The sequence below is a fragment of the Pantoea sp. EKM103V genome, from assembly GCF_011800365.1.
GTDB lineage: Bacteria > Pseudomonadota > Gammaproteobacteria > Enterobacterales > Enterobacteriaceae > Pantoea > Pantoea anthophila.
Genome location: NZ_JAALFQ010000001.1, coordinates 754461 through 770731, shown reverse-complemented (window position 1 = coordinate 770731; position 16271 = coordinate 754461). Strand labels below are relative to the sequence as shown.

Sequence of the window (16271 nt, the reverse complement as noted above, 5' to 3'; positions counted from 1 at the left end):
AATCACTTTCCCGTAGCTATGCCGCCAGTATGTTTTACTGCTGCGTGTATATCTGTTGGTATTAACTGCATATATCCCGAATCTTGATGATGGTGCCATGTATAATCGTTTGGCCTTGGATTACCTCTGCCATATCCAGCAGCTTTATCTGCACGGGCAAAATCAATAGCACGAGTTCTACCAAGCTCAATACGAACATTTCTTATCGAATATCTGGTAAAGTCAGGAAAACCAGCATGATTAAATGGAACACTATGCGGGTATTTATGTCTTATTACAACAGGCAGACTTTCAATAGGGTACATCTTACCTGAAAACTTGCTATTTATTGGCATGCGACCATTAACCGCTTTAACCATTTTAGAGGCTAAACTACACTTACTCAATCCAAGTGGGTCAATCCAATTTATAGCATTCGGTGCAAACTCATACAGATTAATTCCGCCCGCCAGCCCTATCGGGTCCTGCTGGGTAAACCGTCCACTGTCCGGATCATAATATCGAAACAGATTGTAGTGCAGTCCGGTTTCACGATCCAGGTACTGGCCCTGCATACGCAGGTTCTGCTGCACGGCAGGCAGCCGCTGGCTGGACTCGCGCAGCAGTTTGCCCCACGGGCTGTTGATCCCTTCCCAGGCTTTTTGCCCTTCCGCGTCAGTCAGCAGCTCCGGCATCCCGTTGGCCGCGTTATGGAACCAGTAGATCTCCGGGCTTTCCATACCATCAATACGTGCCAGCGGTTCATAGCTCTGGCTGTCGCTGTAAACGTAGGTCAGCGGAGTGCCGTCGTGGATCTCCTGCAGCAGGCGGTAACCTTCCCACACAAAGCGCGTCGTGACGGCGTTTTCAGATGGTCTTCCCTGTAACAACTGCTGGCTGGTTTTACTGATGCGACGTCCCAGAGGATCGTAACGGAAACTCACCTTCGTGCGCGGCTTATTGCGGTCCCGCGGCTCGCTGATCACTTCCGTCAGGCGATGCTCACCATCGTAACGATATCGCCAGCGAGTCTGGCCGTCATCTTTCTCAGTGGTGCGGCCATGAATGTCATACTGCCAGCGGATACCGTTCAGTCCGGTGACACGGTTGTGCACGACATGAGCGGCACTATGGCGATCCAGCGGGTTGCCTGCGCCATCCCAGCGCCACTGCTCATTACCCGGCTGCGCACCGTCCTGGGACAACAGCCGGCCGGCGTTATCGTAGTGCCATAACGTCTGGCTGAACGGATTATCGTCACGCTCTTCGCGGATCAGGTTGTTGCCGTAATCGAAGTCGCGCCGGCGGGACCAGACGCGCGGCGCAGGACGTTGCGCGTCACCCCTGAGCACGTCACGGCGGCGCAGTCTGCCTAAGCGGTCATACTCGCTACGCATAGTCAGGCCGCCCTGCGTGCGGCTCAGTTCCCGGTGCAGGGTGTCACGGGTAAACTCGGTGACCGGCAGATTGTCCAGTGCGATGCTCAGCAAGTGGCCGCTACCGTAATAAAGCTGCTTCAGGTTGCGACCATCCGGCAGGGTTAAGGCCGTGCAGTTACCCAGCGCGTCATACGCCCACGCCAGTTCGCCCTGCTCCCCCTGTTCAGCAACGATGCGGCCCAGCGCATCATATTTAAAGGTAATCTCCTGCTCGGCCTGCTGACTCCACTCGGTGTCAGACAGCGGTAGATGCTGCGACACTTTACCGAGCTGGCCGCCACCGCTGTAGTGATAGCGCGTCTGACCCTCCGGCGTGGTTCGCGCCAGCAGTTGCCCCGCATGACTCCAGTGGTAATGATGGGTGATGGCCTGAGGATGGCCGGCGGCAAAGGTACGTGATACGGTGCGGCCCGCCGCGTCATAGTCGTATCGCGTGGCAACACCATCCAGCCCCACTTGGGTCAGCAACAGAGAATCTGCCCCCCACTCGAACTGATACTGCTCGCCGTTCTCGTTTTGCAGCGCCGTGAGGCGGCCACGGCTGTCCCAGCTTCGCTGAACCGTCTCACCCTGCGCATTGCGGTTGGCGATCAGTCGTCCGACATTGTCGTAACGGAATTCACTGCGGTTGCCATCCGCCGACTCATGGGCCAGCGGCAGGCCGTTTTCACTCCAGTGCAGTCGCTCTTCCCAGCCCTCTGCGCGCGCCAAGTGAAGAGGACGGCCTGCGGCGTCATAGTGATAACGGGTTTCTTCACCATCCGGCGCGGTGACAGAGCTGAGCCAGCCCAGAGGATGATAACGGTAGCGCGTGGTCAGCCCTGAACAGTCGGTTTCACGGATAACCTGTCCGGCATCGTTAAACTCCCGGCGATAGCTGTTACCTGCTGCATCGATCTCTTCGACAACCAGTCCGGACTCATCCCGCTTATAGAACATGCTTTGCCCGAGCGCATCAACGACGCGCTCAAGACCGTGATGCGGGTCGTAATAGTATTTCGTCGTGGAACCATCCGCTCCGGCAACTACCGTGGGCAGTGAACGGTGTGACAGCCATTGCACCGCCTGCACACCGCCGTCAGCATCTTTCTCTTCAATGCGGTTGCCCAGATCGTCATAGGTGAAACTCACCGCGTTGCCCAGCGGATCGATGCGGCGCGTCAGGAGTTCGTTTTCATCCCACTCATAGCGCCACTTCTCGCCCCGCTCATCGATGAAACAGGTGATGAGACCCGCGGCGTTCCAGTGGTGTTCGCGCTGCTGACCGTCATAGGTCGACACGCGCGTGATACCCGCCTCGAGATCGTAATGCATGCGGCAGCCGTCACCGCTATTGGTGCGGTTCTCAACTACGCGCCAGTGATCCAGCTTCTGCCAGCGGTATTCACTTTCCAGCCCGCCGGGCAGCTGATGCCAGACCATCAGTCCGTCGTCGTTGTAACGGAACCGGCGGGTAACAACGCCTGCCGCATCGGTCACGCTGGCAAGCTGGCCCTGTTGGCTGTAGGTCCAGCGCGTCAGAGGCCAGTGCTGCTCGCCATCAAAATGGCTGGCTGACGTCGGCCGCCGCGGATGCTGTCTGTCGTCGTAGTGCAGCGTGACGTCAATCGCCAGCGGCGCGTCATGGATACGCACCAGGCGGGCCTGTTCATCCCAGCCCGTCTCCAGCGCGTTGCCGTACTCGTCGCTGAGTGACGCCAGCCGCAGCACCTGCGGATCGGCGGCCGTGCGCCGGTAAAGACGCCATACCGCACCGTCGTCATCGGCAATGGCGATATCGCCAGTCTCGCTGCGCCGCACCATCAGCCCTTCGCTGATGCTGTAGAGCACCTCTTTTTCACCGGGGACGTCAAAGCTCAGCTCGCGCCCGTTGTCGTCAAACCAGGTTGCCCGGTTGCCTTCCAGCGTCAGATAGCTGTCAAACACCGTGGCCCAGCCCTGGCCGAACAGGCCTGCGCGCTGAGTCAGGCTGTTATAGCTGCGCTGAAAACTGAGCGGGAAACGGCCGGGAAGAGAGAAATCGCGTTCGGCATCATCATTAAGGACTTTGACGCCGGTTGCGGCATGAACCGGGAACAGCGATGAGAAGGCGGCGTTGATGGACATATCCGCCATCATGCCGCCCGCCGCACCGGCCAGCGCACAGGGCATATTTTTCAGGATCTGGCTGGGGCGACCGCGTATGAGCGAAAGGCCGATCATCATGACCGCGAGACCCGGCACCTTGCCACTTTTGATCTCTCTGACCGTAACAGTTTCACCTCCGATGATGACATTGGGGGAAACAGCATCACTTACCGTGGCGTCACAGGTCGTTTTATCCTTTGCCCGCACCGCAGGCTGGCCATTGATAAAAACGCTTTTCGAACCCTGAGCCAGATACTGCGGCGCACTGTGTTTTTCACAGGCCACTTTATCCTGCTCAAGCGGAGAGGTCCCCGCATCGGCGGAGGCGACCGTGGGCTGCCACATAGCACTGCCGAACTGGCCCACTGCAGAGAGCAGCATGCCGCCGTAGTCCGCGAAGCTCTGCGGTGATTGCGGTTCCGGTGGCGGTGTCTCACCCGGCGTCATCATCCCGGCCGCGCGTGCGGCCATAAGACCATTCACGCGTACGTTGTCTGAACCGCTGGCGATCACTCCGGCGGGTGAAGGCGGGAATATCATGTCGCCCAGCCCCTCTGCCGCTTCAGAGATGTCGTCCGACAGGCCCGCAGCATTGGCTAACACACCGCCAATGATGCCGCTGAGCAGACAGCTGGAACCGATAGCGGCAACCCCGGCCGCCGCCATGCCGGCGCCCAGTAAAGGCGCAGCCAGTGTTGCCGCCGCTCCTACCGCAGCCCCGATGACGGCATAAGCCGCCCCTTCAGCCACGACACTGGTGATATCAGCGAAAATGCTGGAGTGAATGATCTCGTCGCCCACGCGGGCCGCATGGTTATCCATAAGTTAATCTTTCCGTGGCGTATTCAGACTCAGGCTTTGTTTGAAAGCCTGCCAGCGCTGACCGTCTTCCTCATTGAATGGGCGCATTGCGGAGAGCGTAAAAATCATAAAGATGTTCGACTCAGGAACCTGTGCAGCCAGCTGTTTCTGCCACACCTTTTGTCCGTTACGGTCAAACAGGGTTTCAACTTCTGTCGCAGGTAAGGTGTTATTCACACCGGCCATCACAGGAACAAATTCACTCTGCTGAATGTGCCCCATCTGGCTCCGCAATGTGTCCCACTGACGCTGAAATTCTTTTTCTGCATCACTGCCTTCTGCAATAACACCACGACTCACCACCCACGCCAGTCCACTGGCCTCATCGCGCAGAATGTTCATGGTGTTGTCCTGCCAGGCAGCAGGAAAAAGCGCAAAAGCGCCCTCATTGAATTGGTAATGCATATCGGATGTCCGTCTTATTCATTGTTTGTGGCAGGAGAATTCAGGTCGCGATAATCACCATCAACGTTATCGGCGTTAGTGAGTATCTGCGTATTATCACGGGCAACTTTAATATCAAAAAGTCGGTGCGAAATTTCAGGGTCGCCACCGCAACTGATATCCCGATTATCTTCACGAACCGTTATGATAAAAAACTTTTTCTCACGGCTTTCATCGAGATCGTAACGCAGGCATTTATCATCGAGAGTGGTCAGGTGCCAGGTATGAATGGCTTCGGTGGCGATGCTGATAGCCTGGTCAGGGCTGATTTCGCTTTGCTCTGCACCCGGGTCTGTTTTCAGCATAATATCGCTGACTTTTCCCTGTTCAATATGGAACATCAACTGCTTTTTGCCCGACTGATAAACAAGCCAGTGCTGATTATCACTGTTATCTTCTTTTCCGGGTCCATAGGCTTGCTGAACCTGTTCCAGGCTGTCACCGACCATTATATTTCTGGCCGTCAGCACGCTGGCGTTTTCCAAAAGAATCTCAGCCAGAATCGGGTGCATTCCCTTTCCTGACGCCGCCGCGCTGAACAACTTAAACCCGTTATAGGTATGCTGGAAATATTTATATTGCTGATTATCAATCACTACCTCTCCAGCCAGATCGGAGCTCAGTGCCTCGCCTGCGCGTACGAAGCTTTCGTCACTCCAGGTATCACCGGGCGTGAAAACATAGTCATTAAGCAGAACCGAAAAATCACCCTCATTAAGAGCAGGAGCAAGCGACTCCGTGCCGGATTCAGCCCTGACAATGCAGGCTAAAAAGAGAAGAATAGGCACAATTATAAAGCTGGTTAATAAACGATTTACGATCATTATTTTTATCGAAGTTGGCAATTGCAAAAATAAAAAAATTTCATTCGCTAACTCAACGCGACCAAATTAACTCAAAAAAAATCAACGCATCAATAATATGCATGAGGTGGAGACGAAACATAACCACCTCAATAAACATCATAAATTAATCAACGTTACTATTATCTGAGTCGCAAAAAACTTTCGTTTGAGAAGAATAAAACCATCACTCCCACTTACCACTTTGCTCTACGAGTATTTTATTCTTCTGAGTTACTTTTAACACAAGCGGATCAAAGTTCACAATATAATTTACGCCGCTATTAGTGAAAATCATTCCATTAGCTATATTTGAGTTGACAGGCTGCGTGGTTTTGCCTTCAAGAGTGATTTGTTTCCCGTCCTTATTTCTGAGACCTAAGTACTTAACTTTATTACATACAGTATAAAACTCTCCACAACCATTCACTAAAGTAATGGTAAAGTCAGATGTCGAGAAAGTTTTCATGCCCGATTTTAAATTTTCCTGGCTAACTTCCTTTTCGAGCGCGTAAGTTTTTGGAGCGTAAAACTCGCCATTTTCAGGGTCTTTAATTAAATTCCATAAAACTTTATCATCTTTAATTTCTAAATTTGCTTTGCCCTTTACTCCACCAAATGAAGAATTAAATTCAATCAAAGCTTTTTTATCATTTGCAGTGCCTTTGAGGTTGCTGACATTATCCTCAGGACAATCTATTTTGTTGCCACCCCTGGTAACATAACAATAACTACCCGTGATGTTATTATTATCCTGTTTTAATTTCAACGTTAGAGTGGAGTATAATGATCCATTATCATTTTTTTCTTGCCCACTCCACTGACCAGTAAAGTCATCAGAAGCAAGCAGGGGTAATGAAGAGACTGACAGCAAAACCGCTAAGCTAAATCTAAATTTATTCATCTAATTAACCTTTGAAATCCAGACAATCGTTAACCCTATTGAGCCAGCCATTAAGATTAGGTAAGTTTTTAGGATCAGATATAGTCAGGTTAGTATAATATTGCTTTCTGATTTCAGCAATGCTATTGGTTAGCTTACTTGAATCCTCAACACTATTCATAGCAGAAATCGTATCAGGCCCAATTACACCATCAACCTTCACATTTTTTCCATATTGGCTATTTAGCAGTTTTTGAATCTGCTTTCCTGCCCCACCAGATGTAATGCTCCAGTCATAGGACATCAAAGCTAATTTAGGATCTTTAATGTCATTAAAACCACTTGGGTCCCAGTACCTTTTCTTATAAATAACTTCAGCCTGTTCTGGAGTAATTTTCTTCAGATTTTCTAATGTCGGCTCAACCCCTAAATCTTCTTTTGAGTATTTTTTCCATGTATTCCATGCAATGCCATGATTTGTTGGACCACCCTTATCAGATGCACGATTTGCATAGCCGCCTTCATGCCTTAATATTATTGGAGAAATCCTGGAAAAATTATCACCGTTTTTTAGTGTCGGCGCCCCTTTCGCCGGTGCCGCCGCAGCCTTTGGCGCAGCGGGTGCCGCCTGCCCTTTCTGCTTCGGCGGGAACAGGTTCTCTACGGCCTGGCTGATGTTCTGTTTATGACCTGAACCCGGAGCGCTTGTGCCCGGTTTAGCACCATCTGTGTTCAGATTAAGTTTGCCGCCGGATGTGGTGATATGCCCATCGCCCTGCACGAAAATATTGAATCCCTTGCCAACGATATTTATCTGGCCATTCGCGTTGAGTTCGATAGCGCTCTCTCCGCATTCCAGGCGAAGTTGAGTGCCTGAACCCACTACATAGGTATCGACTACCGCATCAAGTTTGCCCTTACCGGTCAGCCGCTCTTCGCCACCTTTCACGCCGTGGACACGGTTGGTTTCGACACGGTAAAGCTCATTGCCACCTGCGTAATGGCTGTGATTATTAGCAACTGAATGGCTGGCGTCATTTTTAACATGGGTATCCATGTTCTTCTGCGCCTGGATCCAGAGGTGCTCTTCACCCGCCTTATCCTCAAACCTCAGCGCGTTCGCGGTGTCCGCCGTGCCGTCCTTCGACCGGCTCAGGAACCCCATCTGCGTCGCCGCCGCCGGCAGCGCCCACGGCGGCATGCTCGCCTCGTTATACACGCGGCCGATGATCAGCGGACGATCCGGATCGCCGTTGATGAAGTCCACCACCACCTCGTCGTTCACGCGCGGGATCTGCACCCCGCCGAACCCCTGGCCCGCCCACGCGCTCGATACGCGCACCCAGCAGGAGCTGGTGTCGTCACCCTTCGCCAGGCGGTCCCAGTGAAACTTCACCTTCACCCGCCCGTAGCGGTCCGTCCAGATGGACTCCCCCTTCGGCCCCACCACCTTCGCCGTCTGCGGGCCGTGCGTCTTCGGCCACGGCGTCTCCGGCGGCGTGCGCCACGTCACCGACGACGGCAGCACCGTAAAGTCAATGTTGTGCCGGCTCTCCCCGCCGTCGCCGCTGGCGTAGGGGTTCTCGGCGAAGTCATAGGTCGCCGAGGTCACCAGGTATTCGCCGTTGTCGCTGAAGTGCGGCGCGTTGAGCACCGAGAAGGTGTACCCCGGCGCGATGCCGGTGGCCGTGCCCGACCCGCTGACGCGGTGGTGCTCCGCCTGCCACACCTCCTGACGGATGCGCGCGTAAGACTCGCCGTGGCTGTGGTCCACAAAGTGCCCCGGCCAGTCGTAGACGTCCACCGCGCCCGGCACCGGCGACGCCGGGTTCTGCCGCGCCTGCAGCATCCACGCGTTCGGCTTGCGGAAGTCGTAGTCGTCGGTGCTGTACATCCCCGGCGTCACGCTCTCCGACAGCGACCACTGGCTGATGCCCTCCTCCGTCACCACGCCCCCCGACGGCGTGACGTGATAGGCGATGGTCTCATAGCCCGGAAACGCCTGGTGCTGGTCCGGCGCGTCGCACAGCACCAGCGTATGTTTGTCCGCCTCGTGGCGGAAGAAGTAGTACATCCCCTCCAGCTCCATCAGGCGGCTGATGAAGTCCAGGCTGCTCTCCTGATACTGCACGCAGTACTCCCACACCCGGTAGCTGCCCGCCAGCCGCGTCTCGACGCTCACCCCGTACTCCTTCAGCAGCGTCTGCACTATCTGCGGCACCGTCTGGCTCTGGAAGATGCGCAGGTTGCGGTCCCGCTTCATCGGCCACAGGTCCGGCTCCACCGTCAGCTCATAGCACGCGTAGCGCGTGCCGTTCAGCTCCTGGCTGCGCACCGCCACCCGGGTGATTTTACCGTTGAGGTAGCGCGGGCTCAGCGCGCTCATCAGGCCGTCGGTGGGCAGCGTGAACGTCACCGGCTGGCCCAGCAGGGCGTGGCGGTCGATGCGCGCGTCGGTGGAGAGCAGCTCGGCGGTGAGCACAAACGGGTGCGACAGCGCCTCGGTGCCTTTCAGCGTGTGGAACAGCAGGCCGTCCGCCGGCAGCTGTGCGGTAATGCGTGAGAACATAAGTAATCCCTGACTATTAACTGTGTGGATCAAGCAACCAGACGCCTTCTTCGCTGACGTTCAGCGTCTGCTGGCGGGTGCCGCTCTGGCCACTGATGGCAAAGGTGTAGTTGCCCGGCGCCAGCTGCAGCGTAGCAAAGCCATTGACCGCAGGCACCAGCGCCTGCGGCTGACCGTTCACCTGAACCCGTTCACCCTGCTGCAGCCGGATATAGACCTGCGCCGCCGGGGCGGCTGGCGGGGCCGGTTGAGGATCGGGTTCACGTGCGGCGGTCTGCGCTGGCGCGGTTGTCTGAGCCTGGGTGCTGGCAACGCTATCCGGCGGGGTCTCAGCCTGCGTCGGTGGCGCAGCCACCGGCTGGTTAACCGGCGCGACGGTGACGGCAGGCGCGCTGTTTTGCGCGGTCTCCGCCGGGGCCGTCTGTTCATCACCACGCGACATCAGCAGACCGGCGCACAGCCCGACCAGCACGCCCGCGGCCACCAGGCCCGGCAGGGCAAAGCGGTGGCCCAGCAGCGTTTTCAGCCGCGAGTCGGGGCTAACCGCCTCCTCTTCTTCGATCGGCACCAGCATGGTGCCCGGCCCGCTCATTTTTGCGCTGAGCAGCGGCTCCGGTTCACGTTCCGGCAGCGCCATCAGCGCCGCAAAGTCATCAATGCTCTGCGGACGATCTTCCGGTTTCAGCGCCAGCGCACGATCGACAGCGCTGAGCAGCGCAGAGGAATACCCCGCCAGACGACGCTGCACCAGCGGCTGGTAGTTATCTTCGATACTGCGCACCACGCTCACCGGCGGCGGCGCGCCTGTGATCAGTGTATGCAGCACCGCGCCCAGCGCGTAGATATCGGTCCATGCGCCCTGCTCGCTCTCATCGTTGTCGCTGTACTGCTCAATCGGCGCATAACCGGGACGCAGCATCGTCTCGCTCTCATCGGAGAGGTTGCCGATGGTTTTACGCGCTGACCCGAAGTCCAGCAGGATCGGCTCACCGCTGCTCTGGATCTGGATGTTATCCAGCGAGATGTCACGGTGCAGATAGCCCGCTTCATGGATGGTTTTAATCGCCCCCAGCAGCGGTGGCAGCAGGCGGCGGATCCAGGTTTCATTCACCGACTGCGGCTGACGTTCACGGAAGGTCGAGAGCGTGGTGCCGCTGTAGAACACCGTGCCCATATAGGCGGTGTCGTTCTGCACCCAGAACCGCAGCACGTGCAGCAGGTTCGGATGGTTAAAGCGCGCCAGCAGCCGCGCCTCCTGGATAAAACTGTTCAGTCCGGCGTGAAAGGTTTTGCTGAAACGCTCACTGCGCAGCACCAGGTTGAGATCATCGCTGCGCACCGCCAGCGAGGCGGGCATGAACTCTTTGATGGCGATATCGCGTTCCAGCTGGTGGTCCCAGGCGCGATAGACGATGCCAAAGCCGCCACCGCCGATGACCTCTTTAATCTCAAATTCATTGAAGCGGTAACCCAGCGGCAGGGCGTTGGGGACATTCAGGGGTTGATCATGTTCCGACATATTCGAAAACTCTCTGATGACTAGGCTTTAAACAGCGAACTGGCAGACAAATTCGCCCTGCTCACAGCGCACGGCAACGCGGCGATAGCGTTCATCGCGGGCGTGGGCGCTGAGCAGTATCTGGCTCATCTGCGGTAACAGCGTGTTGGTGAGGATGGCGTCGACCATGCGTCCGCCCGACTCCACTTCGGTGCAGCGCTGCACGATCTGATTCACCACCGACTCGTCGATCTCCGCCTCGATGCCGTGATTGTCGGCGAGACGACGCACAATGCGCGCCAGCTGCAGCCGCACAATCTCCGCCAGCATGTCATCGCTGAGCGGGTAGTACGGCACCACCAGCAGACGCCCCAGCAGCGCAGGCGGGAACACCTCCAGCAGCGGTTTACGCAGGGCGGCGCTGAGGGCGTCGGGATCGGGCATCAGTTCCGGATCGGCACACATCGCGCTGATAAGCTGCGTGCCGACATTCGAGGTCAGAATGATGATGGTATTGCGGAAGTCGATGTGACGCCCTTCGCCATCCTCCATCCAGCCCTTGTCGAACACCTGGAAGAAGAGCTCATGCACATCGGGATGAGCTTTCTCAATCTCATCCAGTAGCACCACGCTGTAAGGGCGACGGCGCACCGCTTCGGTCAGCACGCCACCTTCGCCGTAACCCACATAGCCCGGCGGGGCCCCTTTCAGCGTCGAAACGGTGTGCGCCTCCTGAAACTCGCTCATATTGATGGTGATGATGTTCTGCTCGCCACCATACAGCGACTCGGCCAGCGCCAGCGCGGTCTCGGTTTTACCCACGCCCGACGGCCCGCACAGCATAAAGACGCCTGCCGGTTTGTTGGGGTTGTCGAGGCGGGCGCGCGTGGTGCGAACCCGCTTCGCGATCAGATCCAGACCGTGACGCTGGCCGATAACGCGCTGGTTCAGGGTGTCCGCCAGATTGAGTACGGCGTCGATCTCATTCTTCACCATCCGGCCCAGCGGAATGCCGGTCCAGTCAGAGACCACAGCGGCGACCACGCCCGAATCGACGGCAGCGAAGAGCAGCGGCGTGTCACCCTGCAGCGCAGTCAGCTGCTGCTGTGTGGCATCGCGCTGTTCACGCAGCGCCGCATCCTCTTCGGTGGCACAGCGGGCGCGCAGCGCAACCAGCGTCTCGACCAGTTCGCGCTCCTGCAGCCAGCGCTGTTGCAGCGCATCATGTTCCGCTTCCAGCGCCGCACGCTCTCCGGCAATCGCCTGCTGGCGGGTCACGTCACCGAGGCCGACACGGATTTCACGTTCCACGATCTCCGCTTCAATCTCCAGCGCGGCCAGACGGTGCAGACAATCCTCCAGTGCTGCGGGCTGCGCGCCCTGACTGACCGCCACGCGGGCACAGGCCGTATCCAGCAGCGCCACGGCTTTATCAGGTAACTGACGCGCCGGGATGTAGCGATGCGAGAGTTTCACCGCTGCGCTGACCGCATCATCCAGCAGCAGCACCCGGTGATGCTTCTCCAGTGCGCTGACGGTGCTGCGCAGCATCAGAATCGCTCTGGCCTCATCCGGCTCCTGCACCTGCACGGTCTGGAAGCGTCGGGTCAGCGCCGGATCTTTCTCGATATACTTTTTATATTCCGCCCAGGTGGTCGCGCCGATGGTGCGCAGCTGGCCACGCGCCAGCGCCGGTTTCAGCAGGTTGGCGGCGTCGCCGGTGCCCTGCTGCCCCCCCGCGCCGACCAGGGTGTGGATCTCATCCACAAACAGCACAATCGGCGTCGGGCTGGACTGCACCTCATTGATCAGCGCCTGCAGTCGCGCCTCAAACTCCCCTTTCATCCCGGCACCGGCCTGCAGCAGACCGATATCCAGCAGCCAGAGCTGCACGTCGCGCAGCGGCGCAGGCACATCGCCCGCCGCGATACGCAGGGCAAGCCCCTCGACCACCGCCGTTTTGCCGACGCCCGCTTCGCCGGTCAGCAGCGGGTTGTTCTGGCGGCGACGCATCAGGATATCGACCATCTGGCGGATCTCGTCGTCACGCCCGGTCACCGGATCGATGCTTCCCGCACGGGCGCGCGCCGTCAGGTCCTGGCCATACTGCGCCAGCGTGCTGCCGCTGGCCGCTGGCGGTGCGCCTGCGACATCCTGCGGTGCGCTCAGCGCCTGCTGCGCTTCTTTGCTGTTGCCGAGCAGCGTGTCGAACTCCGCCAGCAGGGCATCGGCGTTAATCCGGGCAAACTGACCGGAAATGCCTTTCAGCACGCTGGCGAGGTTAAAGGTTTTGAGGATGCCGATGAGCAGATGACCGCCGCGAATGCGGGTTGCGCCATATTTCAGTGAGGCGTAAACCCACGCCCGCTCAACGGCGCTGTCGATATGCTCAGAGAGGTCGGAGACCGCACTGGCGCCGCGCGGCAGGCGATCCAGCGCAGCGACAATGTCCTGAGTCAGGGCCTTTTCATCCAGTGAAAAATGTGTGATGACCTGCTGTAAGTCGCCATCCTGCTGCTGCATCAGCTGATGCAGCCAGTGCACCAGTTCAACATAGGGATTGCCGCGCAGTTTGCAAAAGGCGGTGGCGCTTTCCAGCGAGGTAAATAACAGCGTATCCAGTTTGCCGAACAGGACGGCACGGCTGATTTCTGACATAGGGGACTCTCTTCAATGAAAGACGCAGGCTGTGTAACAGGGAAAGCGGCTGGGCTAGCGCGAGGCAGCCTCAACCTCAAATATAAAATCTTCGCGATCCTGCGGCTGCGGCATCTGCCCCAGCCAGCTGGTGTAACCAAGCCGGGCACCGCCACCCAGTGCCACGCCCCCGACCTCGTCTGCGGCGAGGATCAGACTGAGATCCCACTGCATTTCGATGCCGAGGTAGTGACGTACCCAGTCGCGCACTTCGCGCGCACCGGGGGCATCGGGCAGGAAATGGGCATACTGCGCGGCGCTGAGCGGCCCCAGGTGGAGGCGGAAACGGTGCTGTACGTCGCGTACCGCCACGCCGAGAAAAGCGGAGGCACCCAGCCGGGGCATATGGCGTCCCGCACCCAGCCGGGCCTGATCGCGGCTGTCCAGCGTAAGCCAGTGCGGCAGGTTCTGCGTCAGCCTGACCGGCACGCCGAAATAGTGCTGCAGAATGCGCACCAGCCCCTCGGCGTCGTGACCGTGACGGCTGAGATGCCCCACCAGCATCAGCCGCGCATGCAGGCTGAGTGAGCTGGCCTGCTGCTGGGCCGGCAACCCGATGCCGGCGAGGCAGGCAAGATAGTTCAGAAAGCGACTATCGTCGGGCCGATCCAGGGAGACCGTCGGCTGCGCATCCGCCCAGGCGCGATAGAACAGCAGCGTGGCGCGATGATGAAACAGGTCAGCAAATGCCGACAGGCTGTGATCCTGATGATGCACAATCCGTTCGTGTACATATTCGGTCAGATGGGTTGGCAGCGGACCATTGGGTCCAAACAGACCAAAGCTGTAAATCGAGAGATCGTGGCGTCCCGTCTCCTCCCGCGGCGCGGCGCTGGCGACGGTAGAGGGAGCAAACGCCAGTGACGGCGTCTGCCCGATGCGCACCGCTTCAAACTTCGGCAGCGGCGCACGGCCCAGCGGATAACGCTGTCCGCCCTGCGCATCCAGCCGCCGCAGCAGCTGGAACAGATCGTAGCGCCACGGCGCGGCCATCACCTTCTGCCAGAAATCGTCCGGCAGGCGGGTCAGTCTTGGCAGCGTAATGACTTTTTCGCCACTCATATCAGCGCCTTCCGGCCCATGCGCGGCGGCCAGTAGCCGACTTCGCCGCGCTGCTGGCTGTTGAGGGTGAACTCGGTGAAGCTGTTCAGCGCCACAAGGCGGCTGCAGACCCGCTCCAGTACGCTGCCGAGCAGCCACGGGCTGGCACCCGAAAACGCCTGCTCATCCACCTCCAGCGTGATACTGACACCGCGCGCAAACACCACCGGGCCTGGCTCCGGTACGCGGCGGTTAACGGCGCTGAGCGTGCAGTGGCGGATGCCGTCAATCTGGCGGGCAACCGGTGCTTCCGCCAGGTTGGCGTAAAGGCTCAACAGCTGACGCAGCGCCGCCGCGCCCTCTCCGTCGCTGCTGTCCATCAGGCTGAGGTAGTTCATCTGCAGATGGCTGATCAGCCGCCATGCGGAAAGCCCCTCGGCCAGGGCCGGACGCGGCGGCGTCGGGCCTTTGCACAGTTTCAGCTCCGCCACCGGAATGGAGTCCGGCATGACGAAGTTGCCCTGATCCTGCTGCAGCATCAGCGGCAGATCGCGGCTGGTACACATCACTTCGGCGGAGAGATAGCGCATCTCATCGCGCCATGGCGCGTGATGCTCATCCACCAGCGAGAGAAAGAGTTCTGAACCGATGTAGCCGGTGCGGGTGCCATAGCGCTGCGCCTGTTCAGACAGGGTGCGCTGCTCGCGGCGCAGCGAGAAGTAGGCGCCATAGTCGCCCTGATCGCCACTGAAGGTGCTCCAGAAGGGGCGGAAAACCTGCTCTTCACGCTTACCCTCAATAGTGGCGAACAGGCGCTGCACCGAATGCACTTCATAATCCAGCGGCCGGATGTTATCCACCACCAGGTGATATTCATGCTGACTGTCGCTGACCTTCAGGCGCTCTGCCGTTTTCGGGAACAGGTTGATGACCGGGGTGCAGTGCAGCGCCAGGTGGCTGTGATCGACCACGCTCTCCAGCGCGCTGTCCGCCTTGTCGAGCAGAATGATGATGTCGAATGCCTGGGCGCTGTCGCAGCGGCGCAGAAACGGCGCGAGCTGGTTCAGGCTGATAAACTGGAAGCGCGCCGGGAACGCGAAATATTCCTGCAACAGACGATAGCCGTCGAAGTTGCGCAGATCGTCCGGCAGCAGCGCCTGCTCCGGCGCAAACCCTTCCTGCTGCAGGGCATCATCTGAAAGCACCTGACGCTGAGGGTGTTTCTCAACGGACTGCAGCACGATACCCACCCGGTGCGCCATCAGCAGCTCAAGCAGTTTCAGGGCCTGAATATCCGGGCCGCTGAGAAACAGCATCAGGTCATCCACGTTCAGCTGACTCAGCGAGGAGATCCCCTCACAGCTGATGCGGATGCGCAGTGCACTGGCTGCCCCCAGGCCGCTGAGTTTCAGCTCCCCCGTGGGCAGATCGCCGGGCACCCCGCCAAGCGTGACTTCGCTGATGCGCAGCGGATGCAGCATCACATCCTGGGCGGTGCTATAGCTGCAGGTGACGCCGGTTTTTTTCAGGTTCTGGCTTTCCATCATGGTGCCACGCGGCACATGGAATCCCTGGGTGATGTCCCCTTTCCGGCTGTCCGGGGTCAGCTGGGCGATCGCCATCGACGGCGTCGGCGACAGATAGGAAGGCGCAATCATCTCCAGCAGACGCTGCGAGAAGCGCGGAAACTCCGCATCCATCTTCAGCTGCACGCGGGAGGTCAGAAAGGCGAATCCCTCCATCAGCCGTTCGACGTAGGGGTCCGCCACATCGATGCCGCGCATGCCCAGACGTCCCGCCACTTTGGGATAGCGCGCCGCAAACTCCGCCCCCATCTCACGCAGATAGGCCAGTTCGCGGTTGTAGTAGTCGAGCAGATTGCTGTCCATGA

Annotated in this window: 9 protein-coding genes; all 9 read right to left on the bottom strand. The window is 58.4% G+C overall.

What is annotated here, in order from left to right; genetic code table 11:
- Positions 1–2: 2 nt before the first annotated feature.
- Positions 3–4367, bottom strand: a complete 4365-nt coding sequence (locus HFD97_RS03805; protein ID WP_167430978.1) for an RHS repeat-associated core domain-containing protein — start codon at positions 4365–4367, stop codon at positions 3–5.
- 3 nt (positions 4368–4370) lie between these two features.
- Positions 4371–4811 (bottom strand): DcrB-related protein, encoded by a 441-nt coding sequence (locus HFD97_RS03800; RefSeq protein ID WP_167430979.1) that lies wholly within the window; start codon positions 4809–4811, stop codon positions 4371–4373.
- Between the two features lie 14 nt (positions 4812–4825).
- Complete coding sequence (locus HFD97_RS03795; RefSeq protein ID WP_167430980.1) at positions 4826–5674, bottom strand: hypothetical protein; 849 nt, start codon at positions 5672–5674, stop codon at positions 4826–4828.
- 205 nt (positions 5675–5879) lie between these two features.
- Positions 5880–6596, bottom strand: a complete 717-nt coding sequence (locus HFD97_RS22250) for a hypothetical protein (RefSeq protein WP_244319721.1) — start codon at positions 6594–6596, stop codon at positions 5880–5882.
- Between the two features lie 4 nt (positions 6597–6600).
- Positions 6601–9144, bottom strand: a complete 2544-nt coding sequence (gene tssI / locus HFD97_RS03785; protein WP_167430981.1) for a type VI secretion system tip protein TssI/VgrG — start codon at positions 9142–9144, stop codon at positions 6601–6603.
- 16 nt (positions 9145–9160) lie between these two features.
- Positions 9161–10663: a serine/threonine-protein kinase gene (locus tag HFD97_RS03780; protein WP_167430982.1), complete on the bottom strand. Its 1503-nt coding sequence runs from the start codon at positions 10661–10663 to the stop codon at positions 9161–9163.
- Between the two features lie 27 nt (positions 10664–10690).
- A complete protein-coding gene (tssH, locus tag HFD97_RS03775) occupies positions 10691–13300 on the bottom strand; it encodes a type VI secretion system ATPase TssH (protein ID WP_167430983.1) in 2610 nt (869 codons plus the stop codon).
- 54 nt (positions 13301–13354) lie between these two features.
- On the bottom strand, positions 13355–14401 hold the full coding sequence (tssG, locus tag HFD97_RS03770; RefSeq protein WP_009090735.1) for a type VI secretion system baseplate subunit TssG: 1047 nt from the start codon (positions 14399–14401) through the stop codon (positions 13355–13357).
- Positions 14398–16269 carry a type VI secretion system baseplate subunit TssF gene (gene tssF, locus HFD97_RS03765; protein ID WP_150029636.1) on the bottom strand — a complete coding sequence of 624 codons (1872 nt, stop codon included), beginning with the start codon at positions 16267–16269 and terminating at the stop codon, positions 14398–14400. The genes tssG and tssF overlap by 4 nt, the downstream gene beginning before the upstream one ends.
- Positions 16270–16271 lie beyond the last annotated feature (2 nt).